Consider the following 24,167-nt stretch of genomic DNA (forward strand, 5'->3'; position numbering starts at 1 on the left):
CCGTCAGAACCGGTACTTCAAGGTCAGGGTCGCATTGCGCGGCGCACCGTAGGTGTACTGGTTGTACGCATCGAACATGCCGTAGTAGGTCTTGTCGAACAGGTTATTGACGTTGAGCTGGGCGGAAAGCTGTTTGCTGAAGTCATAGCGCGTCATCAGGTTAACCAGCGCGTAAGCCTTCTGCTCGAACTTCTCGCCACCGACGAAGGTATAGGTCGCCCCCTGCCAGTTCACCCCGCCGCCAACGGTCAGCGCATTCAACGCGCCCGGCAGGCGATAGGTGGTGAACAACTTCAACAGCTCGCGTGGGTAGATGCTGTTGACGTCGGCCCCTTTCGCGTCTTTTGCTTTGAAGTGCGTGTAGCCGGCGCTGACATTCCAGTCCGGTATCAGTTCGCCGGCCAGTTCAAGCTCGTAGCCGTCGCTGGTCGCCCCCTTGCTGGCGCGGTAGGCGGTTTCAGGCGGCGTCGTACCCGGGATGGTCTGGCCCGTGCTCTGCGCCAGGTTTTCCTGCGCAATGCGGAACACAGCCAGCGAGGCGTTCAGGCGACCGCCGAAGAACTCACCCTTGACGCCCCCCTCGGTACTCTTGCCAATGACCGGATCGAGGAATTTTCCGCTAATATCGCGCCGTTGCTGCGGCTGGAAGATGTCGGTATAGCTGGCGTAGAGCGACAGGTTGTCGTTCAGGTCGTAGATGATCCCCGCATAGGGTGTCAGTTGGTCGTTGATCTTGATCGCGTACGAGCTGGTCGATGCATCGTCGCCCGATTTCTCGTATCGGGTCAGGCGGCTGCCGAGGATCACCTTGAGCGGATCGGCGACGTTGATGCGTGCCGCTGCGAACAGCGCTTCCTGTCGCGTCTCGCCCTTGCCGTAATAGGTGGGCGCCCCCCAGCTCGGCTCCGGGAAGTTCTTGCCATTCCAGGCATTGAAATTGCCGACCGAGCCGAAGGTGCTCGCTGCCCGGCTATTGGCCGTAAAACGCTGGTAGGCGTAGGTGTAGCCAAGGGCCAATTCGTGCATGCGGCCGAACAGCGCGAACGGGCCGTTCGCCTGCAGGCCGAAATCCTCCTGCTGCGTATGCACCTGATAGGAACCCGGCCACGAGAACAGGCCCAGGCCAGTGGTGCGATCCGGCGTGCCGTACAGGTACAGCAGGTAGGAATCGGCCTTGCGGTCGCCATGGCTGTAGCTGGCCTTGACCTTCCAGTTGTTGGCGAAGCGATGCTCCAGCGTCGCGAAGTAGTTTTCGTAGGTCGAATCCCAGCGCGTCCAGTCGGCCGCTGTCGTCTTCGAGCGATCCCAGTTGGCCTTGCTGCCGTCGCTGTACCACACCGGCAAGCCGCCCCACATCGAACCGCGCGGACTGTTTTCCTGCCGGCTGATGCCGGCCGACAGCAGGGTATTTGGTGTCAGGTCGGCCTCGAAAGTCGCCAGCACCGTCTGGTTCTTGTTCTCCAGGTTATCCACCCAACTGCCACGCTCGACATACTCGCCGACGATGCGGGCACGCAGGGTCTTCGCCTCGTTGACCGGGGTCGCCGCATCGAGCATGCCGCGCATTTCGTTCCAGCTGCCGTAGCCAAGCTGCAGCGTACCGGTCAGCTCCTTGCTGCTCGCCCGTTTGCGCACCAGGTTGATCGCCGCCGACGGATCTCCGGCGCCTGTTGTCAAACCTGTCGAGCCGCGCACCACCTCCACCCGGTCGTAGATGGCCAGGCCGGTCATGATCTCGCCCGAGCTCCATTGCTGATCCCAGGTCGTCGGCACGCCATCGACCATCAGCGTATTGATATCGAAGCCCCGCGCATGAAACTGGGCGCGGTGCGTCTCGTACTGGTTGACCGACACGCCGGTGACGTTATTGACCACATCCGTGATGTTCAACAAGCCCTGGTCCTCGATGCGTTGCTGCGTCATGACCGATACCGACTGCGGCGTATCGCGTGGAGAAAGGCTGAGCGGCGTGGCCGTCTTCGTTTTGCCGGTGGTATAGGAACCGGAACCCTCGGTTTTCTCGCCCATTACCCGCTCGGACACCCGGACCGCCGACAGCGTCGTCTCGCCCCTCGTTTCCTGAGCCGCCGCCAAGGCTGGCAGCACAAGCGCCACCATCAGCGGAATAGTCTTGATCCTGAATGAATTGCCAAAAGAATTGCAGCGCTGCACACCAGCCCCCGTTTGTATGTTTGATCGACTGGCTGGCTTTCCGGGTCGCAGAGAACGGGATTGGCTGGCTAATTTCTAGATGATAACAATTCGCAATTGCATTTTCAAGCGAATGACCGAAAACCCGGCAGCAGCAGCCAAACGACCGGCATCAATCCGCACAACTGCCCAACGCCCACCTCCATCCGGCAACACGCAACGCACGGGAGACGGCGGGGTAGAATGCCACCCACATCCTCACCGCACTGGCACACCGCTGTGTGCCACTTGTACCCGGAATGCCAACTTCCCCCATGCCCAAACGCCTTGTCGCTGCACTGGTTTCAAGCCTGCTTTTTGCCACCGTAGCCGCTGCCCACGCCGAAACCGTCGCCTGCCACCTGACCTACGGCGGCGAGACGCAGACTATCGAAAGCGCCCCGACCGCATCGCCCTATGGCGGCGTACCGACCGCCATAGGCTCCTTCTTCCTGTTCCGCATTGTCTTCGTGCCCGAGCCAGCCGACCTGGCGCGCATCAACCTCTACATTCACGCCGATCTCGGCGAAGCGCCGATCCCACTGCAGCACGCCAGCCACCCCTACCCGGTACGCAACCAGGCACGCTACGGTTTCACCGGGCTGCAGCGCATCTACGAACCCAAGCGCGAGAGCGAGTTGATTTACTGGTGCGAACTCCGCGAAGGGGCGCCGCGATGAACCTCAAACACCTGACCACGACGTTCGCCGCCACCTGCCTGGCTGCCGCCGCGCACGCCGAACCGCTGACCCTGATCTTCGCCGGCGACATCATGCTCGATGACGGCCCCGGCCGTGTCATCGCCGCAGGCGGCGATCCGCTCGCCCCCTTTGCATCCATCCTTGAAGCCGCCGACTACCGTATCGGTAATCTCGAATGCGCCGTCGCCGACGGCGGGCAGGCCCAACCCTCCAAAATCTGGTCGTTCCGTGCCGCGCCGCAAACCCTGAAGGTTCTTCAAGGCCGCTTCGACGCCGTCTCGCTCGCCAACAACCACTCCGGCGACTACGGCCAGGCAGCCTTCATCGAAACGACCCAGCACCTCGACGCTGCCGGCATTGCCCGCTTCGGCGGCGGCCGCGACCTCGCCGAAGCCCACCGCCCGCTGTGGATCGAGAAGAAGGGCATGAAGATCGCCGTCCTCGGCTACAACGAATACAAACCGCGCCGCTTCGAGGGCGGTCCACAGACGCCGGGCATCGCGTGGAGCGAGGACGAACAGGTCATCGCCGACATCCGTTCCGCCAAGGCTGCCGGCGCCGACCACGTCATCCCCTTCATGCACTGGGGCTGGGAAAAGAACACCCAACCCGACGAGCGCCAGAAGACCTTCGCCCGCCGCATGATCGACGAAGGTGCCAGCCTGGTCGTCGGCAGCCATCCGCACGTCACGCAAGGGGCCGACATCTACAAAGACAAACCCATCGTCTACAGCCTCGGCAACTTTATCTTCGACGGCTTCGACTACGAAAACGGCCGCCGGGGCTGGCTGCTTCGCCTGGAAATCGACCGCGACGGCGTGCGGCACTGGGAAACCCTCGCCGCCCACATCGACGCCGACGGCACGCCCCACCCCGCCCCGGGTCAAGCAACACCCTGCGGCAGCCGGGGAGAAACCTCCGTCGCGCAATGTATCAACCCGTAGACAGACCTCAGGAGACCGCATGGATACCCGCTACCTTGACGACCTCATCCCCGGCCAGCGTTTTACCTCGCCCGGCCTGACGCTGACCGAAGCCGAAATCATCGACTTCGCCTGGCGCTACGACCCGCAGGCTTTCCATCTCGACGCCAACGCGGCGGCCGATTCGCCATATGGCGGGCTGATCGCCAGCGGCTTCCAGAGCCTGGCCATCTGCTTCCGCCTCTTCATCCAGTCCGGCGTGCTGGCCGAATCGAGCATGGGGTCGCCGGGCATCGACGAATTGCGCTGGCTGGCGCCGGTGCGGCCGGGCGATACCCTGCACAGTGAAATCGAGGTGCTGGAAGTACGGCCCTCGAATTCCAAGCCGGATCGCGGCATTGCCCGCTTGAAGTATCACGCGATCAATCAGCGTGGCGAAGTCGTGCTGTCCTTCATCGTCAATCACTTGCTCCGTCGCAAGACGGGCTAGGCGAATCGCCCCGCAGCTTGGCCGCGTTTCAAGCGTTGGGCAGTTGCGCGAAATCCGTGAAGTCGCCGCTGCCGATGGATACGTTGATCCGTTCGACCCGGGCATGGGCCGGGCCGCGCTGCGCCCAGGCAATCAGCTTGAGGACCGCCTCCTCTTCGCCGGCCAGCATGGCCTCGACATCGCCGCTGCCAAGATTGCGAACCCAGCCATTGACCCTCAGGGCGCGAGCCTGTTCCAACATCGACCAACGATAACCGACCCCTTGCACCCGCCCCTCGATGCGTAGGTGACGCGCAATACTCCCCATCTCCATCGCCTCCGTTTTCCGCCAATTCATCAATGGAATCATTATATTAGGGAATAACGAAACTGCGACAGATCAAGGATTGTCCAATAGACTAACGCAACAATGATCCTCCCGACCCAAGCGCCACGCCCATGAAAAAACTGCTGCCCATCCTGCTCGCCTTGTTCGTCAGCGCACCGGCCTTCAGCCAGCCCACCAGCCACGACCGGCCGATCCATGACGCGGCAAGAACCGGAACCGGAGCCGAAGTCAGCAAGTTGCTCGCGGCCGACCCCAAGCAACGCGACGTTCGCACAGAACTCGGCTCGACGCCGCTGCATCTTGCAGCCATGAACCCGGACACCAGTGCGCTCAAGGTGCTGATCGCCGCCAAGGCGGACCCCAATGCGCGCGACAACGAAGGGGCAACGCCTTTGCACATGGCGGCCTACGGCAGCCGCACGACGCACACGCAACTGCTGCTCGAGGCCGGCGCCGACCCGCTGGCCAAGACGGACAACGGTCGTGACGCCGGCTCCATGGCACGCAAGGTCAAGGCCGACGAAACCGCCGGCATCATCTCGCTGTGGATACTCAAGGGCTGCAAGGCGGGCAAGCCATGCTGAAGCGTTTCGCCCTGCTGCTGGCGTTGCTCTGCGCCAAGATCGCCGCCGCCCAGCCCCTGCCGGTCATCGAGGTCTATACGCCGACGGTCTGCCTGGCCTGCATCGAATGGGCCGAGCATCTGCGCCAGAACGGCTTCACCGTGAAAGTGACGCAGACGGACGACATGGAAGCCGTCAAACGCCGCCTGAAAGTACCGCGTGACCTGGAGGCCGTACCGACCGGCCTGGTAGCCGGCTACTTCATTGAAGGCCATGTGCACGCCGACCAGATCAAGGAATTGCTCGCCGAAAAACCGAAGGCGCTGGGCCTGGCGGTTCCCGGCCTGCCGCTCGGCGCGCCCGGCCGCGAATTCTCCAGCCCGACCTGCGAAACGGCCTGCACCGTGCTGGAAAAGGACAGCGCCGTCGCCCCCCGCGTGCGGCGCGAGTTCTACGAAACCCTGCTGGTTAAGAAGGACGGCAAGACCTCCATCTACGCCCGGCACTGAGCCGCGCCGGGCGGTTTGCCAGCCACGCACGCGGCGAAAAGCTTTATCCCCCAGAAAGTTTCAGAGTAGAATCAGTGCAGTTTTAGGTGCCTGACCTCACAGTCGTGGGGCAGGTGAAACGGGAAGCCGGTGATGCTGCGCAAGCAGACAGTCCGGCGCAGCCCCCGCTGCTGTAGGCCTGACGACTCCACCCCACGCCACTGTGCGCATCGCATGGGAAGGCCGGTGGAGAAGATTGAAGGCGAGCCAGAAGACCGGCCTGAAACCAATGTCGTGCCATTTCTCCGGGGTAAAGGGAAAGGTGCAGTTGGCTTGCCGTTGCTTATCCACTCCGGGTACACGCCGCCATCCGTCCCGCATCCGTCATATCCCCCTTGGCATGTTTCGATGTTTGCTGAGGGATGAATCATGCACATCATGGAAGGTTTTTTGCCGGTCGAGCATGCCGTGGGCTGGAGCCTGGCGGCGGTGCCTTTCGTCGCCTACGGCATCCATTCGGTCAATCGCCGGCTGCGCGAGCATCCGGAACTGCGCATGCTGCTCGGCGTCGCCGCCGCCTTTTCCTTCGTTCTGTCCGCCCTGAAATTGCCGTCGCTGACCGGCAGCTCATCGCACCCGACCGGCACCGGGCTGGGCGCCATCTTGTTCGGACCGGCGGCGATGGCGCCGATCGGCTTCGTCGTCCTGCTCTTCCAGGCCCTGCTGTTGGCCCACGGCGGACTGACCACGCTGGGCGCCAACCTGTTCTCGCTGGCCGTCGTCGGCCCCCTCGTCGCGGCTGGCGTGTTCCGGCTCGCCACCGCCTGCCGCGCCTCGTGCAGCGTCGCCGTCTTTCTCGCCGCCTGCCTGGCCGACCTGATGACCTACGTCACCACCGCAGGCCAGCTGGCTTTCGCCTTCCCCGACCCCATCAGCGGTTTTGTCGGCGCCTTCGTCAAGTTCGCCGGCATTTTCGCGCTCACCCAGATTCCGCTGGCGATCAGCGAAGGACTGCTCACCGTACTGATCTTCAACGCCCTGCGCCGCTTCAATGCGCAGGAACTGCTGGCGCTGCGGCTGTCCGGACCAGGCGGAGTCAAAGCATGAAGCCGAGAACCATCCTGCTGCTGCTCGGGGTCGTGCTGCTCACCGCCCTCCCCCTGTGGCTGGTGCAAAAGCCGGACCCGGACGCCGAATTGTTCGGCGGCTCCGACACCCAGGGCCAACAGGCCATCGGCGAACTGGCGCCGAACTACCGCCCCTGGTTCGAATCCATCCTGACGCCGCCGGGCAAGGAGATCGAGTCGCTGCTGTTCGCGCTGCAGGCGGCGCTGGGCGCCGGCATCATCGGCTACTGGCTCGGGGTGTCGGTCACCCGCGAGAAGTACCGGCGCGCCGCCGAAAAGGGTGACGATGCACCTTGAGCACGCCGCCTGCGTCAGCCGCTGGCGGCCGGTCTCGCCGGTCGCCAAGGGGCTGTTTGCGCTGGCCGGCGTGGTTGCGGCATTTGCCGCGCCGACGCCGGGCGGCGCGCTGGCGGTCGCCGGCCTGCTGTTCGCCGTCACCCGCCTGGCTGCCGGCGTTCCCATCCCGACCTATCTGCGGGCGGCGGCAGCGCCCCTTCTCTTTCTCGCCCTGAGCAGCCTGTCGCTCGCCTTGTCGCTGGGCAGCGTCGACGGCGGCGGGCTGGCACTGACCCGAGCACCCGACGCCGGAGCGCAGCTCGGGCAGGTGGGCAGCCGTTCGCTGGCCGCGCTCGCTGCATTGTTGCTGCTGGTCCTGACGACGCCGCTACCGGACCTGATCGACCTGCTCCGCCGCCTGAAAACCCCGGCGCTACTGCTCGACCTGACAGTGCTCGGCTACCGCATGCTGTCGGTTTTCTCGGCGACGGTGCATGACACGGTGACCGCGCAGACGGCGCGTCTCGGCTACGCCACGCGTCGCCATGCCTGGCGTTCGCTGGGCGGACTGATCGCCAATCTCGCCGTGCAGGTCTGGCAACGCGCCCAGGCGCTGCATGTCGCCGCACAGGCCCGCAACAGCGACGGACCGCTGCGCTTCATGGCGCGAACCTTCCCGCACGCCCGGCGCGACAGCCTGCTGGCACTCGCCGGCGGGACGCTGCTCATCATGATCGGGCAACTGGCATGACGCTGCCGCGCGACGACATCCTGCTGCAATTCGAGCAGGTAGCCTTTCGCTATGCCGACGGCAACACCGGCCTGGACGGCTGTTCGCTGGACATCCTGCGCGGCAGCCGCAATGCGCTGCTCGGCGCCAACGGCTCGGGCAAGACAACCCTGTTCCAGCATGCCAACGGCCTGTTGCGCCCGACCAGCGGCACAGTGCGCTATGCCGGCCAGCCGGTCGACTACGGGCGCAACGGACTGCGCGAACTGCGCAGCCGGGTCGGCATGCTCTTCCAGAATCCGGATCGCCAGCTCTTCTCGGCCAGCGTCGCCGAGGACGTTTCTTTCGGCCCGCTCAATCTCGGCCTCGACGACGACACCGTGCGCCGGCGCGTCGCCGCAGCCCTGGCGGCCGTCGGCCTGGCCGAAATCGGCGAACGACCGGTGCACCAACTCAGCTTCGGGCAGAAAAAGCGCGTCTGCATTGCCGGCGTGCTGGCCATGCATCCCGAACTGCTGGTCCTCGACGAACCCAAGGCCGGCCTCGACCCGGCCATGCAGGCCGACCTGCTGGCGATTCTCGACGATCTGCACGAGCAGGGCATGAGCATCCTGCTGTCCACGCACGATGTCGATTTCGCCTACCGCTGGGCCGATCACATTCACATCATGGCGGCCGGGCGTTGCGTGGCGAGCTTTCCCGCCGGCGAACTGCCGCAACGGACCGCCGAACTGGCCGCCGCCGGTTTGCCGCTGCCGTCGGTAATCCCGCTCCATGCCCGGCTCGCCGCGCAAGGCCTGGTACCCGCTGAGCCGCGCCCCCGCTCAACCGATGCCCTGCTGGCGATGCTGCCCGGGGCGCTTCAACCCGAGGAAAAACCATGCACTATCGCCTGAACCACGCTACGGCTTGCCGGAGCAAGCCCTGATGGCCGGCAAGATCTGGTTTGTCGGCGCCGGCCCGGGCGACCCCGACCTGATCACCGTCAAGGGCCGCAAGCTGCTGGAAGCATCGGGCGCGGTGCTGTTCGCCGGCTCGCTGGTCGACCAGGCGGCAACGCTGTTCGCGCCCGAGGGCTGCGAAATCCGCGACTCCAAAGACATGACGCTGGAGGAAATGACCGAGTGGCTGATCGCGGCGGCTGAAAAGCACGAAACCGTGGTCCGCCTGCAAACCGGCGACCCCGGCCTCTACGGCGCGCTGATCGAGATGACGCGGCCGCTGACCGCCGCCAGCATCGAATGGGCGGTGGTCCCGGGCGTTTCCTCGGCAATGGCCTCGCTGGCCGCCGCCGGCGAGACGCTGACCCTGCCTGAAGTTACCCAAACCGTGATCCTGACCCGGGTTGCCGGCCGGACGCCGATGCCGCCCGGCGAAGATCTCGAATCGCTGGCCGCGCACAAGTCGACGCTCTGCATCTACCTGTCGATCACGCTACTGCACAAGGTCCAGGAAGCGCTGCTCGCCGCCGACTGGTCTGAAGATGCACCGATCCTGGTGGTGCAGAAAGCGAGCTGGCCGGGCGAGGAAAAAATCGTGCGCGGCACGATCAAGGACATCAAGCGGAAATGCCAGGACGAGAAAATCGCCAGCCAGGCCATGATCGTCGCCAGCCCGACGCTGGGCGCCGCCGATTGGCCGGACCTGATCCGCTCCAAGCTCTACGACCCCACCTTCACGCACCGCTTCCGCAAGGCATCTGAGAAACCCAATGACTAACGACACCACCCTCCTCCTCGTCGGCCATGGTTCGCGCGGCCGTGAAGGCAATACGGAAACGATCAACTTCGCCGCCCAGTGGCGCGAGCGCCATCCCGAGTGGCGCATCGAGGTGTGCTTCATCGAGCACGCCGACGTGCTGCTCGACGAAGGCCTCGACCGCGCCGCGCGGGGCGCCCGGCGGGTTGTCGCCATTCCCTTCATCCTCAACGCCGCCGGCCACGTCAAGATGGAGCTGCCGCACGCACTGGAAGAAGCACGCGAACGCCATCCAGGCGTCGAGTTCGTCGTCACCCGCCACCTCGGCATGGGGCGCGAGATCTTCGCCGTGCTGCAGGGGCAACTCGAACGCCTGATGAAGCAACTGGCCATGCCGGACCCGATGACCACCGGCGTCATCCTGCTCGGCCGCGGCTCGTCCGACGCCGGGGCGAATGGCGAACTGGCCAAGATGGCGCGCTGGATTTTCGAGGACAACGACCACGAACTGGTCGACCTCGCCTTCACCGGCGTCACCTGGCCGCGCCTGGAAACCATGGTCCAGCGCCAGGTCCGGCTGGGCATGATGCAGATCGCCATCATCCCGGTCTATCTGTTCACCGGCGTGCTGATCGAGCGCATCAAGGAGCAGGTTGAACGCCTGCAACGCCAGTACCCGCAAATCAGTTTCGCGCTCGGCACGCATTTCGGCTTCGACAAGGGCATTTTCGAACTGCTCGACACCAAGGTCGATGGCGAACAACCGGCCGGCGGCATGCTCGAATGCGACGGCTGCAAATACCGCGAACTGGCCGAGGAAGAACATCTGCACGATCACAGCCACACCGCCACCGGCGGCGGTTGCGCGCACGGCCATGATCACCATCAAGGACACGATCACGGCCATGCGCATCATCACGGCTGTTCACACAAACACGACTGATCGCACGGAGACGAGCATGACGACCCAATTCAATACCGCCACCGAACAACTGACCGCCGCCGGCCGCGCCATCGAGCACGAATCGTTTGCCGTCATCGATGCCGAAGCCGGCCCGCACGGCTACACCGCCGAACAATGGCCCTTGGTGCGCCGGATGATCCACGCCAACGCCGACTTCGAATTCAACGGCCTGACCGCCTTCCATCCGGACGCAATGACTGCCGGCTTCCAGGCCGTGCTCAAGGGCAACACGCCGATCGTCGCCGATGTCGAAATGATCTGCGTCGGCCTCTCCAAGCCGCGCCTCAAGCATTTCGGCCTGACCACGCACCACTACATTTCCGACGAGGATGTGATCGAGCAGGCCAAGGCCGAAGACACCACCCGCGCCGTGCAAGCCATGCGCAAGGCGCACCGCGAAGGCAAGCTGGACGGGGCCATCGTCGGCATCGGCAATGCGCCCACCGCGCTGATCGAACTGGTCCGCCTGATCCGCGAGGAAGGCGTGCGCCCGGCACTGGTCGTCGCCATGCCGGTCGGTTTCGTCTCGGCCGCCGAGTCGAAGGACCTGATGATGACGGTCAGCGAAGTGCCGTGGGTCGCCATCAAGGGCCGCAAGGGCGGCTCGACGCTGGTCGTCGCGGCCATCCACGCCATGCTGTCGCTGGCCGAAGCGGCGCAGAAGAAACAGGTCGCCTGACCCCTTGGCCAACACACGATGAGCGAAGAAAACAAGGTTGCCGCGCTCGACGCGGCAACCAAACCGGAAAAAGTGCGCAAGGGCGACGCCAAGCGCGAGCGCGGCAACCGCACCGGCTTCACCACCGGCGCCTGCTCGGCAGCAGCGGCGCGGGCGGCAACGCTCGGGCTGCTGCAGAGCGAAGTGCCGGAAACCGTTGTCTGCCGGCTGCCCAATGGCCAGGACGTGAGCTTTGCCGTCACCGACGGCAGTGTCGAGGAAAGCGCCGGGCTGGCGCACGCGGTGATCGTCAAGGATGCCGGCGACGACCCCGACGCGACACACGGCGCGCACATGACCGCCGACGTGCGCATCCTCAAGCACCACGCCGGTGAAGTCGTGCTCAAGGGCGGTTTCGGCGTCGGCGTCGTGACCAAGGATGGACTCGGCCTCGAAGTCGGCGGCCCGGCGATCAACCCGGTGCCGCGCCGCAACATCATTGACAACGTGCGCGCGGTGGCCGGCGAACTGCTCGACCACGACGGGCTGGAAGTCACCATTTCGGTCCCCGGCGGCGACGAGATGGCGAAAAAGACGCTCAACGCCCGCCTCGGCATCCTCGGCGGCATTTCCATCCTCGGCACCACCGGCATCGTCCGTCCCTATTCGACCGCCGCGTTCCGCGCCAGCGTCGTGCAGGCGGTCGATGTCGCCGCCAGGCAGGGCCAGACCAGCGTCGTTTTCACGACCGGCGGCCGCACCGAGAAATTCGCGATGAAGCAGCTGCCGGAACTCGACGAGTCCTGTTTCGTGCAGATGGGCGACTTCGTCAAGGCGGCCTTCACCAGCGCCATCAAGCGCAAGCTGCCGCACGTCTATATCGGCGCCATGGTCGGCAAGCTGACCAAGATGTGCCAGGGTCTCGCCGTGACGCATGCCTGGAAAGCCGAAGTCGACCGCGACATCCTCGCCGACTCGGCGCGCGAAGTCGGCGCCCCGGACGACCTGATCGAGGAAATCCGCGCCGCCGAAACCGCCCGCTTTGCCGCCGAACGACTGGCCAAGCTCGGCCTGGCCGTCGAATTCCACCGCCAGCTGGCGAAAAAGGCCATCCGCAGCCTCAAGGGCCATTATCCGGGCGACTACCACCTCGCTGTGCTGGTCTGCGACTTCGAAGGCCAGTTCATTTGCCGGGTCGATGAAGAGGATGCGGCATGAGCCTCGCCCTGTCATCCGAGATCGCGTATCGCGTCAATGAACCCATCGACGTGGACACCGCCATCGCGCTCTACCGCCGCTCCACCCTCGGCGAACGGAGGCCGGTCGACCGCCCGGAGGCATTCGCCGACATGCTCCAGCATGCCAACCTGACCATTTCGGCCTGGCATGGTACGCAGCTAGTCGGCATCGCGCGCTCGCTGACCGATTTCAGCTATGTCGCCTATCTGGCCGATCTGGCGGTCGATGCCGATTACCAGAAGCAGGGTATCGGCAAGCGACTGATCGAGGAAACCCAGAGCCGTCTCGGCGCAAGCTGCATGCTGGTGCTGCTCGCCGCCCCCAAGGCCAACGATTACTACCCCAAGCTGGGTTTCGAGCACAACCCACGCGCCTGGATGTTGAGAAAACCATGACGCCCGAAACAAAAACACCGCTGACCGCCACCCTGCTCGGCATCCTCGACGACGGCTGGGCCGGCCTTTCCGATACCGCCCGCCAGCGACTGGCGACGGCCAACGTGGTGATCGGCGCCGGGCGCACGCTCGATCTGGTTCGACCGCATCTGGCCACCGGAGCAGAAATACTCGACATGGACGGCAAGCTCGGCCAGGTCGCCGGCTGGATTCTGGATGCCCGCGCTCAGGGTAAAAGCGCCGTCGCGCTGGCCACCGGCGACCCGCTCTGCCACGGCATCGCCTCGTGGCTGACCGGTAAGCTCGGCCGCGATGGCTTCGCGATCATTCCCGCCGTATCGACGCTGCAACTCGCCTTTGCCCGCTTCAAGACGGCCTGGCAGGACGTGAAAATCTCGACCTGCCACAGCGCCGATGCCGGCGAGTGGTTTGTCGGCGCCACGCCCGAGCACGGCCTCTACAAGCTGATGCGGGCCATTGCGCTGCATCCCCGCGTCGCCCTGTTCACCGGCCCGGAGAACACGCCCGACCGGCTGGCGCGGGCGCTGATCGCCGCCGGCTACGGCGAAGACGCGACGCTGTCGGTCGCCTGCCGCCTGCTGCTCGACGATGAAATCATCCACACCGGACTCACTCCGGCCGAGGCAGCGCACATGACTTTCCCGCAGCCCAACGTCGTCCTCGTCGAGCGCACGCCGGATGCCGCCCAACCGAGCTTCGGGCTGGAAGACCTCGAATACATCCAGCGTTCGCCGGAAAAAGGCCTGATCACCAAGCAGGAAGCGCGTGCCCTGTCGCTCGCCAAGCTGCGCCTCAAACCCGACGCCCTCGTTTGGGACATCGGCGCCGGTTCCGGTTCGGTCGGCCTCGAATGCGCCCGTCTGGCACCGCACGGCCACGTCTGGGCCATCGAGAAGAACGAAGGCGACGCCGCCAACGCCCGCGCCAACGCCGAGCGCTTCCGCATCGGCAACTACACGCTGTGCGAAGGCAAGGCCCCGGCCCTGCTCGACACCTGGCCCGACCCCGACGCCGTGTTCATCGGCGGCTCGGGCGGCGAACTCGGCGAGCTGATCGGCCTCATCCTCGCCCGCCTGAAACCCGGCGGCCGACTGGTGATGAACTTCGTGACGCTGGAGAACCTCGCCACCGCCACCGCCACGCTCAAGGAAAAGGGCGCGGCATGGGATGTCGTCCAGCTCCAGGCCAGCCGCTCGCAGCCGATCCTCGACATGCACCGCCTCGCCGCGCAAAACCCGGTGTGGGTGGTCACGGCGGCCAAGGCATAAGCCATGTACGCCTCCACCTTCATTTTCGGCAAGAAGCAGTTCGATGCGCGCTTTCATCAACTGGATCAAGCCATCGCCGAGGCGGCCAAGACCATTCCCGGCTATCTCGGCGAAGAAGCGTGGGAAAACCCGCAAACCGGGCTGTTCGCCAACGTTTACTACTGGGAATCGCTGGATGCCTTGCAAGCCTTGATGCAACACCCCCGGCACCTTGAAGCCAAGCAGGCGCAGGCTGAGTGGCTGGATGGCTACGAAGTCATCGTCTCCCAGGTCTTGCGTACCTATGGCGACAACCGGCTGACGGGGCTGCCGACCTCTCGGCAACGGGTCTCGGAAGGCGCCGCATGACGTCACTGGAGACCCCGCGTCTGCGTCTACGCCAATGGCGGGACGAAGATTTCGCCCCCTTCGCGGCGCTCAATGCCGACCCGCAGGTGATGGCGCATTTTCCCGCGCCGCTCAAGCCGGCGGAAAGCGATGCGCTGGCTACACGCTGCCGGGAGTTGATCGACACGCAAGGCTGGGGTTTCTGGGCCACGGAAATCAAGGCCACCGGGGAATTCATCGGCTTTGTCGGCCTGCACCGGCCGGTAGCCGAACTGCCGTTCTCGCCCTGCGTCGAAATCGGCTGGCGACTGGCCCGTCGGTTCTGGCAACAAGGCTACGCCAGCGAAGCCGCGCGCACGGCCTTGCACTTCGCCTTCGACGATCTGGCGCTGGATGAGGTGGTCGCGTTCACCGCTCTCGGCAACCTCCGCTCGCAAGCCGTGATGACCCGCCTGGGCATGCACCGGGCCGCCACAACCTTCGAGCACCCGGCCGTACCGGCCGGTCATCCCTTGCGCGAGCACTGCTGGTACCGCCTCGCCCGCGATGCCTGGCAAGCCCATTGAACACCGTACTTTTCGACTGAAAGAACCCGCATGACTGAACCAAAACGCTACGGCAAGCTGATCGGCGCCTCGCTCGGCCCCGGCGACCCCGAACTGATCACCCGCCGCGCCTGGGCTGCGCTGCAATCCGGCGCCCGCTGGTTGTACCCGGTCAAGAAGGCCGAGGAATCATCCTACGCGCTGTCCATCGTCGAGCGCGGCGGCATCGTCGTGCCGGGCGATGCGGTCGAGCTGGTCTTCCCGATGACCCGCGACGCCGAAATCCTCGCCAAGGCCTGGAGCCGCGCCGCCGTGCAGACCGTCGAACTGCTCGCCGAAGGCCGCGACCTCGTCTTCCTGGTCGAAGGCGATGCCTCGACCTTCGCCACCTTCGGCCACCTCGCCCGCGTCGTCCGCGAGCTGGTGCCGGCGGTTGAAGTCGAGACCATTCCCGGCGTTTCCTCCTTCGCCGCCGCCGCCGCGACCACCGGCGTGACGCTGGCCGAGGAAGACGAAACCTTCGCCATCATCCCGGCCGCCTATGGCGTCGAGGTCATCGACCATCTGCTCGACGAGTTCGACACCCTGGCCCTGCTCAAGGTCAAGCCGCTGGTGGATGAGGTCATCGAACTGCTCGAACGTCGCGAGCTGCTGACCACCTCGGTCTTCATCGAAAAGGTCGGCTCGCCGGACGAACGCATCGTGCGTGACGTAGCCAGCCTGAAGGGCGAAAAAGTTAACTACCTGTCGCTGATGCTCGTGCAGAACCCCAAGCGCGAGCGTGGCGAACTGCGCCGTGGCTGCCGCAAGCGCAAGGAAGCCGTCGATGTTTCCGCCACGGCCGCCGCCTGAAAACCCATAAAAACCAACCCCAACAGAGAACCCTTCCCATGAAAATCGCCGTCGTCTCGATCACCAAGCACGGCATCGCCCTGGCCGGCAAGGTCGTTGCCGCGCTGCCCGGTGCCCAGCTCTTCTGTCCCGAAAAATTCAGCACGGAAGGCGGCCATGCCGCCCCCGGCGCCTTCCACTGCTACGAAGGCAAGGTCGGCGACCAGGTGCCGGCGCTGTTCGCCGCCTTCGACGGCATCGTCTGCATCGTCTCGCTCGGCGCCGTCGTCCGCCTCATCGCGCCCCACCTGAAGAGCAAGGAAACCGATCCGGCCGTCGTCGTCATCGACGAAGCCGGCAAGTTCGTCATTCCCATGCTTTCCGGCCACCTCGGCGGCGCCAATCAGCTCGCCGGCCACCTCGCCACCGCACTCGGTGCGCAAGCGGTTCTGACCACCGCCTCGGACGCCCGCGAAACCATCGCCGTCGACCTGCTCGGCCGCGAACTGGGCTGGAAATTCGAGGCCACCCACGACGAAATTGTCCGCTGCAGCGCGGCGATGGTGAACGACGAAGCCGTGGCACTGGTCCAGGAAGCGGGCAGTACCGACTGGTGGGCGAACCATGCCAACGGCCGCAAGGGGCCGCTGCCGGCCAATGTGACGCAGTTCGGCAAGCTCGAAGAGGTGCCGCTGGATCGGTTTGCGGCTGTGCTGTGGGTCAGCCAGCGCGCCATGCCGGACGGCATCGCCGCGCAACTTGCCGGACGGCGTGTGGTTTATCGGCCGCAATGACGTACATGCAAGCGCTTCAACCGCTGCTTTCCGCCGTTGAGCGGCGTCTTCCTTTCTTTGCTTCGCCAAAGAAAGGAAGCAAAGAAAGGCGACCCCAGCGTTCGCGCCGGGCCGTTGGCCCGGTTCCCTGCGCTGCTCGATCAACCGGGCGGTTTGCAAAACTCGCCTGCGGCTCAAACATTGCAAACCGACTGCCCCCGGTCGCTCTGCGCTGCTCGGCGCTCTCGATGGGGAAGGGGGCGCTCCGTACCACGCTTGGTTACGGAGGGAGGATATGAACATCGCCCTCGGCCTCGGCTGCGACCGCGGCACCCCCGCCAGCACCATCGCCCAGTGCATCGCCGAAGCGCTGGCCCAAGCCACGGCCGCGCTGGCCGACGTGTGGGCCGTCGCTTCCATCGATCTCAAGGCCGACGAAATCGGCCTTGCCGAAGTCGCCCAGGCCAACGGCTGGACGATCCGCTTCTACCCGGCCACCGAACTGGCCAAGGTCGAGGTACCGAACCCGTCCGAAACCGTGCGCAAGTACACCGGCACCCCCTCCGTCTCGGAAGCTGCCGCCATTCTCGTCGCCGGCACCGACCAGAGCCACCTGATCATCGAAAAACACAAGCTGCGCGGCCCGGATGGCCGCAACGCCACCGTCTCCATTGCAAGGATTCCCCAATGAACGCACCTGAAACAGTCGCCCCCGCCACCGTGAAAACCGGCAAGATCATGCTCGTCGGCCTCGGCCCGGGCAGCAACGACCACCTCACCGCGCGCGCGCGCGCCGCCATTGCCGAGGCCGACACGATCATCGGCTACGTCACCTACATCCGCCTCGTCGCCGACCTGGTCGAGGGCAAGGAAGTGATCAAGAAATCGATGACCGAGGAACTCGACCGCGCCATCGAATCGCTCGACCGCGCCCGCCAGGGCAAGAAGGTGGCGCTGATTTCCTCGGGCGATGCCGGCGTCTACGGCATGGCCGGGCCGACCTTCGAGGTGCTGTTCCAGGCCGGGTGGACGCCGGATTCGGAGATCGAGGTCGAGATCATTCCCGGCGCCTCGGCGCTCAACACCTGCGCGGCGCTGGTCGGTGCGCCGCTGACGCACGATTTCTGCGCCATTTCGCTGTCCGACCTGCTGACGCCGTGGCCGACCATCGCCCGCCGCCTCGATGCCGTGGCCTACGCCGACTTCGTCGTTGCGCTGTACAACCCGAAGAGCGGCCGCCGTACGCAGCAGATCGTCGAAGCCCAGCGCCTCTTCCTGCGCCACCGCGATCCGCAAACCCCGGTCGCCATCGTCAAGTCCGGCTACCGGCCGAAGCAGCGCATCGAATTCACGACGCTGGAAAAAATGAACGAGTGCGACATCGGCATGTTATCGACGGTGCTGATCGGCAATTCCAACACCTTCGTCAAGCACGGCCTGATGGTCACCCCGCGCGGCTACGCCAACAAGTACGCGGTGGAAGACGGCGAGCGCAACACGCACGACGGCGAACAGGCCGGTCGTTCGCTGTCCACCGGCCTCAACGGCTGGATGGCGGCGATTCAGGCGAGCGGCAAGAGCGCCGCCGAACTGGCGGCCGAATACCGGCTGCCGGAAGACTACATTGCCGCCGTGCTGGCCAGCGAGGTGCCGCCCGAAGGCGAGGAGAACGCAATTGAAGGCTGAGCGCGACGCCGACGACATCGTCAAGCCGACGATTCGCGAATATAGCCGGCAGGTGCTGATCTGCACCGGCCCGCGCTGCACGCAGAACGGCGAGGGCGAAGCGCTGTTCAACGCCCTGCAGGCCAAGTTCCGCGCCGCCGGTCTCGGCGTCGATGCCGGTCCGGCCCGGGTCAAGCGCACCCGCACCGGCTGCGTCGCCGCCTGCCAGGGCGGGCCGATCGTCGCCGTGCAGCCCGATGGCGTGTGGTACTACAACGTCACTGACGAGAATATGGATCGCATCGTCGAAGAACATCTGAAGAACGGCCGGGTCGTCGAAGACCTCGTCTTCCACCGCAACGGATCAGGAGAATGAAATACGCGCCCCGCCGGCGTCCGGCCTGGCGGGGAAACGGGATGTAGCGCCGGACACATTGGCAACAGGTGCCCGCCGCCGCAAGGCGTCGGGTGAAACGGGAACGGGGTGCGCGACCGCAGCAAGGTCGCAATTCCCCGGCTGCCCCCGCAACGGTAAGCAAGTGCGGGTGCATCACGGCGATCCTGCAGGATCGCCAGCCACTGGAAGAACGCCGTGGCATTGCCGGCAGGCAGTGCGCGCGGGTCTTGCGGGAAGGCGATGCATCAAGACTTGCAAGCCCGGAGACCGGCCTGTTGCAAGGTGCCGTACCGCCCACCGGCGGGCCGGCAAGGTGTAACTGACCGTCTGCGGGGTTGCGGATGCGGCATTCGATGCATGGGCCAACACCATGCCGTGCCGGCATGCGCGGGCAGACGGTCGAACCAAGGAGTTTGACCATGTTGATGAAAATCCGCCGCCCCGCCAGCTTCCCTCGTTCGTTGCGCCCACTGCCACTCGCTGTGGCCGGTGCGTTGGCCGGCCTCGGCGCCGTCCATGCCGAAACCACGCTGCCCGCCGTCGCCGTCAGCGCCAGCCGCGATGTCGCCGGCCTCGGCCTCGATCAGCCGAACAACACCGGCAGCCGAACCGGCCTGAGCACACGCGAAACCCCGGCCAGCGTCGAAGCCATCGACAGCCACAATATCCGGGAACGCGGCGATTACCGGGTGATGGACGCCATTACCCGCAGTACCGGCCTGACTGGCATCGGCGCCAGCGGCAATGGAGGGTTGTCGTTTTCGGCACGCGGCTTTTCCGGTCCGAATTCCGTTGGTGTTGCCGAGGATGGTGTACGCCTGTCCACCGGTGCCGGAACGCAAACCCACCCCAGCGACAGTTGGGGCTATGAGCGCATTGAAGTCCTGCGTGGACCGGCATCCGTCGTTTTCGGCAGCGGCACGGTAGGCGCCACAATCAATGCGGTACGCAAGGCACCCAGCCGCAACGCCAGCGCGGAAGCGTTGTTCGGCATCGGCACTGACGGCAGCGCCCAGGCCGGACTGGGCGGTACGGGCGGGTTCGGCGAGATCGGTAGTTTCCGGGTCGATACCTACGGCCACCTCAGCCACGGCGAGCGCGATCTCGGCCAAGCGAGTGGCGGCAAGCTGATGAGTACCGTGCGCCTGCAACCCAGCAGCAACCTGCGTATCGAGCTTATCGCCGACTACAGCCAGCAAAGACCCGAACGCTACTGGGGCACGCCCCTGAACAACGGCCGTATCGACAGTAGCCTGCGCCGCGAAAACTACAACGTCGAGGACAGCACCATCGCCTACGAAGACAAGCGTCTGCGCGGCCGCGTCGAGTGGAATGCGACAAACTGGCTGACCCTGCGCAACGAGCTCTATTACTTCGAGGCCAATCGTCACTGGAAGAATCTCGAGCAATACAGCCTCAACCCGTCGCCCCGTACAGTGGACCGCTCGGACTACCTTGAAATCAAACACAATATGGAGCAGACGGGCAACCGCCTGGAAGCCGCCCTCCGCAATGAGCAGCATCGTGCCGTCTTCGGCTGGGAAGTCGCCAAGGTCAATTTCCGCAACACCAACAACTTCGCGTTCACCGGCAGCACGACGGTCAATGCGAACAACCCTGCGCATGGGAGTTTTCTCGGCGGCGACCTGACCTTCCCGAAATTCGATACGGAGACCACGCTCAACGCCTTTTACGCCGAAGATGCCTGGCAACTCGCCGAACGCTGGCTGCTCCTCGCAGGCTTCCGCTACGACACGGCCGACGTCTCGCGCCGCAGCCTGGTCAGCAGCAGCGGACTCGACAAGAGGCTCAACGGCAATGCCTGGCGACTCGGCCTGACACACAATCTGACTGCAACCACCAGCCTCTACGCACAGGCCAGCGCCGGCCATGACCCCATCGATAGCATCGTCACGCTCAATGTCGCCAACCGCGATTTCTCGCTGACCAAGGGCCGTCAGGTTGAAGCCGGGGTCAAGCAAAGTCTGGGCAACGGCCTCGGCGAATGGACCGCTGCTGTGTTCCGCATCGATAAAGACGACATCCTGAGCCGCGACCCGGCGAGTCCATCGCGCTGGATACAGGGTGGTAGCCAATATTCGCAAGGCGTAGAATTGAGCGCCGCCATCGCACCGAGAAAAAACTGGCGCTTCGAGGGCAACTACACGATCCTTCAGGCTCGCTACGATGTGCTGTATGACAGCGACGGTAGCAGCCGCGCCGGCAATCGGCCCACCGACGTGCCGGAACAGGTCGCCAACCTGTGGGGCCATTACCGCTTCGGCCCGTTCCAGGCCTCGCTCGGCGGGCGCTACGTCGGCAAGCGTTACGCCGACAATGCCAACACCGTCGCCTTGCCCGGCTATGTCGTCGCCGATGCCGCCCTCGCCTGGAAGGTGGATAACCGGACGACGCTGCGCCTCTTCGGCCGCAACCTGACGGACAAGGTCTATGCCACCACGTCCTACGGCAGTCAGCAGTTCGTGCTGGGCCAGGCGCGCCGCTTCGATCTCGTCGCCGAGCTGAAGTTCTGACATGGCGGGGGCGACGCTGACACGCTGGCTGCATCTCGGCCACCGCTGGCTCGGCATGGCACTGGGTTGGCTGGTGCTGTGCTGGTTCGTTTCCGGGGTCGTCATGCTCTTTGTCGCCCGTCCCCAACTCACGGAACAGGAACGCCTCGCCGCCCTGCCGGCGATTGCCGCCGACAGCGTCAAGCTGCCCCCGCTGGCTGCCTGGCGGTCGCTCAGGCAGCCGGGCTGGCCGGAGTCCGTCCGCCTCGACGCCGAAAGCGGCCGCCCTGCCTACCGCTTCCTGAGCGGCGGGCGGTGGTCCGCCGTGCATGCCGACGACGGCTCGGTGATCGCCGGCATCGACCCCGACGCCGCCACCCGCAGCGCGCTGCGCTTCGCCCGTGGCGGCACGGTCGACACGGTAACGCCGGTCGATTACGACCAATGGACTGTCTATCGCAGCCATGATGCGCGGCGGCCGTTCTTCCGTGTCGAACTGACCGACGGCCGCGACATCTACGTTTCGCAACGCGACGGCGCCGTCGTGCTCGACACCAGCCGCGGCGAGCGGCTGTGGAACTACCTGGGCAGCGTCGTCCACTGGCTCTATTTCACCCCCTTGCGCATGCAGCAGCCGCTATGGCGCAATACCGTGCTGTACGCCAGCTTCGTCGCCCTGCTGCTCGCCGTCGGCGGCATCTGGCTCGGCTGGCAACGCCTGCGCTGGCGCCGGCGCTATCCCGGCGGACGGCTGACGCCCTATCGCAGCGGATGGAAGCGCTACCACCACCTCCTCGGCCTGTGTGGCGGCGTCTTTGTGCTGACCTGGCTGCTCAGCGGCTGGCTGTCGCTCGCGCCGTTCGGCCTGGCCAGCAGCAACGGCATGTCGCGCGAAGACGCCCGGCGGCTCGCCGGCGGCGCCTTGACGCCCGCAGCGCTCCACGCCCTGCCCCGCATCGATGCCGATACCCGCTCCGCCGAATGGCTGCTCTTCGCCGGCAAAACGCTGATCCGCCAAAGCAAGGGAGATGGCACGAGCAGCCTGAGCGGCACCGACACACCGCCGACGAGTGCCCTCACCCGCGCCGACATCGAGGCCGCCGCCCCCGCCCTACGCCCCGGCGTCAGCTTCGACTCCGACTGGCTGACCACCGCCGACGAACACTACTTCCCGCTGCGCCACAGCCCCCGCGATTTCCCCGTCCTCCGCCTACGCTTCGCCGACGCCGACCGCAGCACCTTCTACATCGCCCCCAGCAGCGGCCGCATCGCGCACTACCGCGACCGCCGCGATAGCGCCCACCGCTGGCTCTACCAAGCCCTGCACCGCCTCGACCTCGCCCCCCTGGTCGCCCGCCCGATGCTGCGCGACGGCCTCATCATCGCCCTGTCCCTGCTCGGCTTCGGACTGACCCTGACTGGGGTGATGCTGGCGTGGCATCGGCTGAGCGTGAAGCGTGGAGGGCAGGAATAGCGCTTTAGCGGCCTGAAGCCTGTTGGTACGACCAGAGACGAAACTTTGGTCAATACGGCCGTTGGCCTATTGATTGGCCTTGGTCAGTCGTTAAGCGCGCATCTGCCGGTAAACACCACGGCAAGAACGGATCGACAAAATCCGCCATTTCCCTCAATGGTGTTCGATATTCGAACACTATGACCGGACAGTATGTCCGCAAACCGGACTGGCGTAAGAACCAGAAATTTACGGTATCTGTTGAACTTGCTGATTATTCATACGGTTGGGCGCTTGATGCCAAAGAGGATCGACCTGGCACGGGCATTGATTGCTTGAGACGGGCGGCTCGCTCATGAACGCTTTTTTTCAACACGATTCTGTCAACGGAGGAAAGACCGATGAAGGCATTAGTTTATGGTGGCCCAGGCAAAAAGAGCCTAGAACAACGGCCCAAGCCGATTGTTAAGGATGCGACGGATGCGATAGTTCGCGTTACCAAGACGACAATCTGCGGAACCGATCTTCATATCCTGAAGGGCGACGTCCCGACATGCACCCCGGGTACCATCCTCGGTCACGAAGGCGTAGGCATCGTGGAATCGGTTGGTAGCGGAGTGACGACATTCAAGCCGGGGGATCGCGTCCTGATCTCGTGCATCAGTAGTTGTGGCAAGTGCGAATTCTGCCGCAAAGGCATGTACTCCCATTGCACGACCGGCGGCTGGGTACTCGGCCACATGATTGATGGAACCCAGGCGGAATACGCCCGGATACCCCATGCCGATACCAGCCTGTATCCGATTCCGCCCGGTGCGGATGAAGAGGCGCTGGTCATGCTCAGCGACATCCTGCCCACTGGATTCGAATGTGGCGTGCTCAACGGCAAGGTGCAACCCGGGGCGACGGTAGCCATTGTCGGCGCCGGTCCGGTTGGCTTGGCGGCACTACTCACGGCCCATTTCTATTCACCGGCGAAAATTATTGTTGTCGACCTTGACGAAAATCGTCTGGAGGTTGCCAGGCGATTTGGGGCAACGGACACGGTGAATAGCGCCGATGGCAAAGCAGCCTCAGCAGTCAAGGCCCTGACAGGCGGCCAAGGCGTCGATACGGCGATCGAAGCGGTCGGGATACCTGCGACATTCACTATCTGCGAGAACATCGTCGCGGCAGGTGGTGTCATCGCCAACGTCGGCGTACATGGAGCCAAGGTTGATCTGCATCTTGAGACACTGTGGGCACATAACATCGCAATTACCACCCGTCTGGTGGATACAGCGACAACCAGCATGCTGCTAAGGACAGTCGCTGCAAAGAAACTCGATCCTTCTCAACTGATCACCCACCGCTACACACTGGATCAGGTGTTGGATGCCTACGAGACATTTGGCAGCGCTGCGAAGAGCAAAGCGCTCAAGGTAGTGATCAGCACGGAGTGAGCAATCCGCTAGGCAAATGCCAATGTTGGCTAGGGCGTCACCTAGCTGAAGAAGTCGCGGCCTGATCTGACGGTTACCTGCTTTGACGGTTCCCGGATGGTCAGATCGCATTCAGGTTGGTGGCGACGCCCCACCCCGAAATTGCGTAGCGTCTGACTCTGG

At 64.8% G+C, this 24,167-nt stretch carries 27 protein-coding genes and 2 riboswitches; of the genes, 25 read left to right on the forward strand and 2 right to left on the reverse strand.

The genetic code is table 11. From position 1 onward, the window contains the following. Positions 1–3: 3 nt before the first annotated feature. Complete coding sequence (locus AB6Q56_RS10135) at positions 4–2,172, reverse strand: TonB-dependent siderophore receptor (protein WP_434516923.1); 2,169 nt, start codon at positions 2,170–2,172, stop codon at positions 4–6. 293 nt (positions 2,173–2,465) lie between these two features. Between AB6Q56_RS10135 and AB6Q56_RS10140 the strand changes: the two genes are divergently transcribed. The 3 genes from AB6Q56_RS10140 to AB6Q56_RS10150 are packed head-to-tail and all read left to right on the forward strand — an operon-like array spanning position 2,466 to position 4,304. Beyond that, the gene (locus AB6Q56_RS10140; RefSeq protein WP_434516924.1) at positions 2,466–2,870 is read left to right on the forward strand and encodes a hypothetical protein; all 405 of its coding nucleotides are present in this window, start codon (positions 2,466–2,468) and stop codon (positions 2,868–2,870) included. Continuing rightward, complete coding sequence (locus AB6Q56_RS10145) at positions 2,867–3,835, forward strand: CapA family protein (RefSeq protein WP_434516925.1); 969 nt, start codon at positions 2,867–2,869, stop codon at positions 3,833–3,835. Before AB6Q56_RS10140 ends, AB6Q56_RS10145 begins: the two co-directional genes overlap by 4 nt. A gap of 19 nt (positions 3,836–3,854) precedes the next feature. Further along, complete coding sequence (locus AB6Q56_RS10150) at positions 3,855–4,304, forward strand: MaoC family dehydratase (protein WP_434516926.1); 450 nt, start codon at positions 3,855–3,857, stop codon at positions 4,302–4,304. 28 nt (positions 4,305–4,332) lie between these two features. On the opposite strand, the gene AB6Q56_RS10155 is transcribed toward AB6Q56_RS10150, so the two are convergent. Then, positions 4,333–4,641, reverse strand: coding sequence for an acylphosphatase (locus tag AB6Q56_RS10155; protein ID WP_434516927.1), 309 nt, complete (start codon positions 4,639–4,641; stop codon positions 4,333–4,335). Between the two features lie 101 nt (positions 4,642–4,742). On the opposite strand from AB6Q56_RS10155, the gene AB6Q56_RS10160 reads away from it, so the two are divergent. The 22 genes from AB6Q56_RS10160 to AB6Q56_RS10265 all read left to right on the forward strand — a co-directional run bounded on the left by AB6Q56_RS10160 (position 4,743) and on the right by AB6Q56_RS10265 (position 24,005). Next, positions 4,743–5,216, forward strand: a complete 474-nt coding sequence (locus AB6Q56_RS10160; protein WP_434516928.1) for an ankyrin repeat domain-containing protein — start codon at positions 4,743–4,745, stop codon at positions 5,214–5,216. Continuing rightward, complete coding sequence (locus tag AB6Q56_RS10165; RefSeq protein WP_434516929.1) at positions 5,210–5,704, forward strand: DUF411 domain-containing protein; 495 nt, start codon at positions 5,210–5,212, stop codon at positions 5,702–5,704. Before AB6Q56_RS10160 ends, AB6Q56_RS10165 begins: the two co-directional genes overlap by 7 nt. Before the next feature lie 67 nt (positions 5,705–5,771). Further along, positions 5,772–5,981, forward strand: a riboswitch (cobalamin riboswitch). A 131-nt stretch (positions 5,982–6,112) separates the two neighbouring features. Continuing rightward, a complete protein-coding gene (locus tag AB6Q56_RS10170) occupies positions 6,113–6,790 on the forward strand; it encodes an energy-coupling factor ABC transporter permease (protein WP_434516930.1) in 678 nt (225 codons plus the stop codon). After that, positions 6,787–7,107: an energy-coupling factor ABC transporter substrate-binding protein gene (locus AB6Q56_RS10175; RefSeq protein WP_434516931.1), complete on the forward strand. Its 321-nt coding sequence runs from the start codon at positions 6,787–6,789 to the stop codon at positions 7,105–7,107. The genes AB6Q56_RS10170 and AB6Q56_RS10175 overlap by 4 nt, the downstream gene beginning before the upstream one ends. Continuing rightward, a complete protein-coding gene (gene cbiQ, locus AB6Q56_RS10180; protein WP_434516932.1) occupies positions 7,097–7,837 on the forward strand; it encodes a cobalt ECF transporter T component CbiQ in 741 nt (246 codons plus the stop codon). The genes AB6Q56_RS10175 and cbiQ overlap by 11 nt, the downstream gene beginning before the upstream one ends. Next, positions 7,834–8,712, forward strand: coding sequence for an energy-coupling factor ABC transporter ATP-binding protein (locus tag AB6Q56_RS10185; RefSeq protein ID WP_434516933.1), 879 nt, complete (start codon positions 7,834–7,836; stop codon positions 8,710–8,712). The genes cbiQ and AB6Q56_RS10185 overlap by 4 nt, the downstream gene beginning before the upstream one ends. Before the next feature lie 31 nt (positions 8,713–8,743). Further along, on the forward strand, positions 8,744–9,535 hold the full coding sequence (gene cobM, locus AB6Q56_RS10190) for a precorrin-4 C(11)-methyltransferase (protein ID WP_434516934.1): 792 nt from the start codon (positions 8,744–8,746) through the stop codon (positions 9,533–9,535). Then, positions 9,528–10,457, forward strand: coding sequence for a sirohydrochlorin chelatase (locus AB6Q56_RS10195; RefSeq protein ID WP_434516935.1), 930 nt, complete (start codon positions 9,528–9,530; stop codon positions 10,455–10,457). Before cobM ends, AB6Q56_RS10195 begins: the two co-directional genes overlap by 8 nt. Positions 10,458–10,473: 16 nt before the next feature. Further along, positions 10,474–11,157, forward strand: coding sequence for a precorrin-8X methylmutase (locus tag AB6Q56_RS10200; RefSeq protein WP_434516936.1), 684 nt, complete (start codon positions 10,474–10,476; stop codon positions 11,155–11,157). An 18-nt stretch (positions 11,158–11,175) separates the two neighbouring features. Continuing rightward, a complete protein-coding gene (locus AB6Q56_RS10205; RefSeq protein WP_434516937.1) occupies positions 11,176–12,354 on the forward strand; it encodes a cobalt-precorrin-5B (C(1))-methyltransferase in 1,179 nt (392 codons plus the stop codon). Next, complete coding sequence (locus AB6Q56_RS10210) at positions 12,351–12,770, forward strand: GNAT family N-acetyltransferase (protein WP_434516938.1); 420 nt, start codon at positions 12,351–12,353, stop codon at positions 12,768–12,770. Before AB6Q56_RS10205 ends, AB6Q56_RS10210 begins: the two co-directional genes overlap by 4 nt. Then, positions 12,767–14,059, forward strand: coding sequence for a precorrin-6y C5,15-methyltransferase (decarboxylating) subunit CbiE (gene cbiE / locus AB6Q56_RS10215; protein WP_434516939.1), 1,293 nt, complete (start codon positions 12,767–12,769; stop codon positions 14,057–14,059). The genes AB6Q56_RS10210 and cbiE overlap by 4 nt, the downstream gene beginning before the upstream one ends. A gap of 3 nt (positions 14,060–14,062) precedes the next feature. Continuing rightward, positions 14,063–14,407 carry an antibiotic biosynthesis monooxygenase family protein gene (locus AB6Q56_RS10220; protein ID WP_434516940.1) on the forward strand — a complete coding sequence of 115 codons (345 nt, stop codon included), beginning with the start codon at positions 14,063–14,065 and terminating at the stop codon, positions 14,405–14,407. Continuing rightward, the gene (locus AB6Q56_RS10225; protein ID WP_434516941.1) at positions 14,404–14,952 is read left to right on the forward strand and encodes a GNAT family N-acetyltransferase; all 549 of its coding nucleotides are present in this window, start codon (positions 14,404–14,406) and stop codon (positions 14,950–14,952) included. The genes AB6Q56_RS10220 and AB6Q56_RS10225 overlap by 4 nt, the downstream gene beginning before the upstream one ends. A 30-nt stretch (positions 14,953–14,982) precedes the next feature. Beyond that, positions 14,983–15,783, forward strand: a complete 801-nt coding sequence (gene cobI, locus AB6Q56_RS10230) for a precorrin-2 C(20)-methyltransferase (protein WP_434516942.1) — start codon at positions 14,983–14,985, stop codon at positions 15,781–15,783. 38 nt (positions 15,784–15,821) lie between these two features. Next, on the forward strand, positions 15,822–16,556 hold the full coding sequence (locus AB6Q56_RS10235) for a cobalt-precorrin 5A hydrolase (RefSeq protein WP_434516943.1): 735 nt from the start codon (positions 15,822–15,824) through the stop codon (positions 16,554–16,556). Positions 16,557–16,830: 274 nt separating this feature from the next. Beyond that, positions 16,831–17,226, forward strand: coding sequence for a cobalamin biosynthesis protein (locus AB6Q56_RS10240; protein WP_434516944.1), 396 nt, complete (start codon positions 16,831–16,833; stop codon positions 17,224–17,226). Continuing rightward, positions 17,223–18,221 carry a precorrin-3B C(17)-methyltransferase gene (gene cobJ / locus AB6Q56_RS10245; protein ID WP_434516945.1) on the forward strand — a complete coding sequence of 333 codons (999 nt, stop codon included), beginning with the start codon at positions 17,223–17,225 and terminating at the stop codon, positions 18,219–18,221. Before AB6Q56_RS10240 ends, cobJ begins: the two co-directional genes overlap by 4 nt. Continuing rightward, complete coding sequence (locus AB6Q56_RS10250; RefSeq protein WP_434516946.1) at positions 18,211–18,576, forward strand: (2Fe-2S) ferredoxin domain-containing protein; 366 nt, start codon at positions 18,211–18,213, stop codon at positions 18,574–18,576. Before cobJ ends, AB6Q56_RS10250 begins: the two co-directional genes overlap by 11 nt. Before the next feature lie 49 nt (positions 18,577–18,625). After that, positions 18,626–18,887, forward strand: a riboswitch (cobalamin riboswitch). A 129-nt stretch (positions 18,888–19,016) separates the two neighbouring features. Continuing rightward, complete coding sequence (locus tag AB6Q56_RS10255; protein WP_434516947.1) at positions 19,017–21,131, forward strand: TonB-dependent receptor; 2,115 nt, start codon at positions 19,017–19,019, stop codon at positions 21,129–21,131. Position 21,132: 1 nt separating this feature from the next. After that, complete coding sequence (locus tag AB6Q56_RS10260; RefSeq protein ID WP_434516948.1) at positions 21,133–22,584, forward strand: PepSY domain-containing protein; 1,452 nt, start codon at positions 21,133–21,135, stop codon at positions 22,582–22,584. 380 nt (positions 22,585–22,964) lie between these two features. After that, the gene (locus AB6Q56_RS10265) at positions 22,965–24,005 is read left to right on the forward strand and encodes a zinc-dependent alcohol dehydrogenase family protein (RefSeq protein ID WP_434516949.1); all 1,041 of its coding nucleotides are present in this window, start codon (positions 22,965–22,967) and stop codon (positions 24,003–24,005) included. Positions 24,006–24,167: the final 162 nt, after the last annotated feature.

This window comes from Dechloromonas sp. ARDL1 (assembly GCF_051122455.1).
Classification (GTDB): domain Bacteria; phylum Pseudomonadota; class Gammaproteobacteria; order Burkholderiales; family Rhodocyclaceae; genus Azonexus.